We start from the raw sequence: 368 nt of genomic DNA, 5'->3' as shown, positions 1-368 counted from the left end.
GCCCTCGTGGTTCTACAAATGGAAGAACCGCAGGCCAACAGCTCGGGAAGAGCGGCGTGCCCGGCTGGATGAGGAGATCAAACGGCTTTTTGCCGCCTCTGGTGGCACCTACGGGTCGCCCCGCATCGCCCAAGATTTGAGGGCGGAGGGCTGGAAGCTGTCGGAGAACACCGTGGCCAAGCGGATGGCCGAACTCGGTTTGGCCGGCCGCGGGCCGAAGAAGCCGCGTTCGCTGACCCGGCAGGGCAAGCGGCCGGCCGCGCCGGATCTGGTGCGGCGGAAGTTCACCGCAGTCGCTCCGGACGTGCTGTGGGTCGGCGATGTCACGATGATCCGCACCGATGAGGGGCCGCTGTACTTGGCTTCGG

At 66.8% G+C, this 368-nt stretch carries 1 protein-coding gene; it reads left to right on the top strand.

Going from position 1 to position 368, the window contains the following annotated elements; genetic code table 11:
• Window positions 1-368, top strand: a 368-nt coding sequence (locus tag E1294_RS52260; RefSeq protein WP_165978013.1) for an IS3 family transposase, incomplete at both ends; no start/stop codon positions are given.

It is taken from the genome of Nonomuraea diastatica (assembly GCF_004349015.1).
Classification (GTDB): Bacteria; Actinomycetota; Actinomycetes; order Streptosporangiales; family Streptosporangiaceae; genus Nonomuraea; species Nonomuraea diastatica.
Note: the sequence above shows the minus strand (reverse complement) of the source record. Positions and strands in the feature narration are given on the sequence as shown.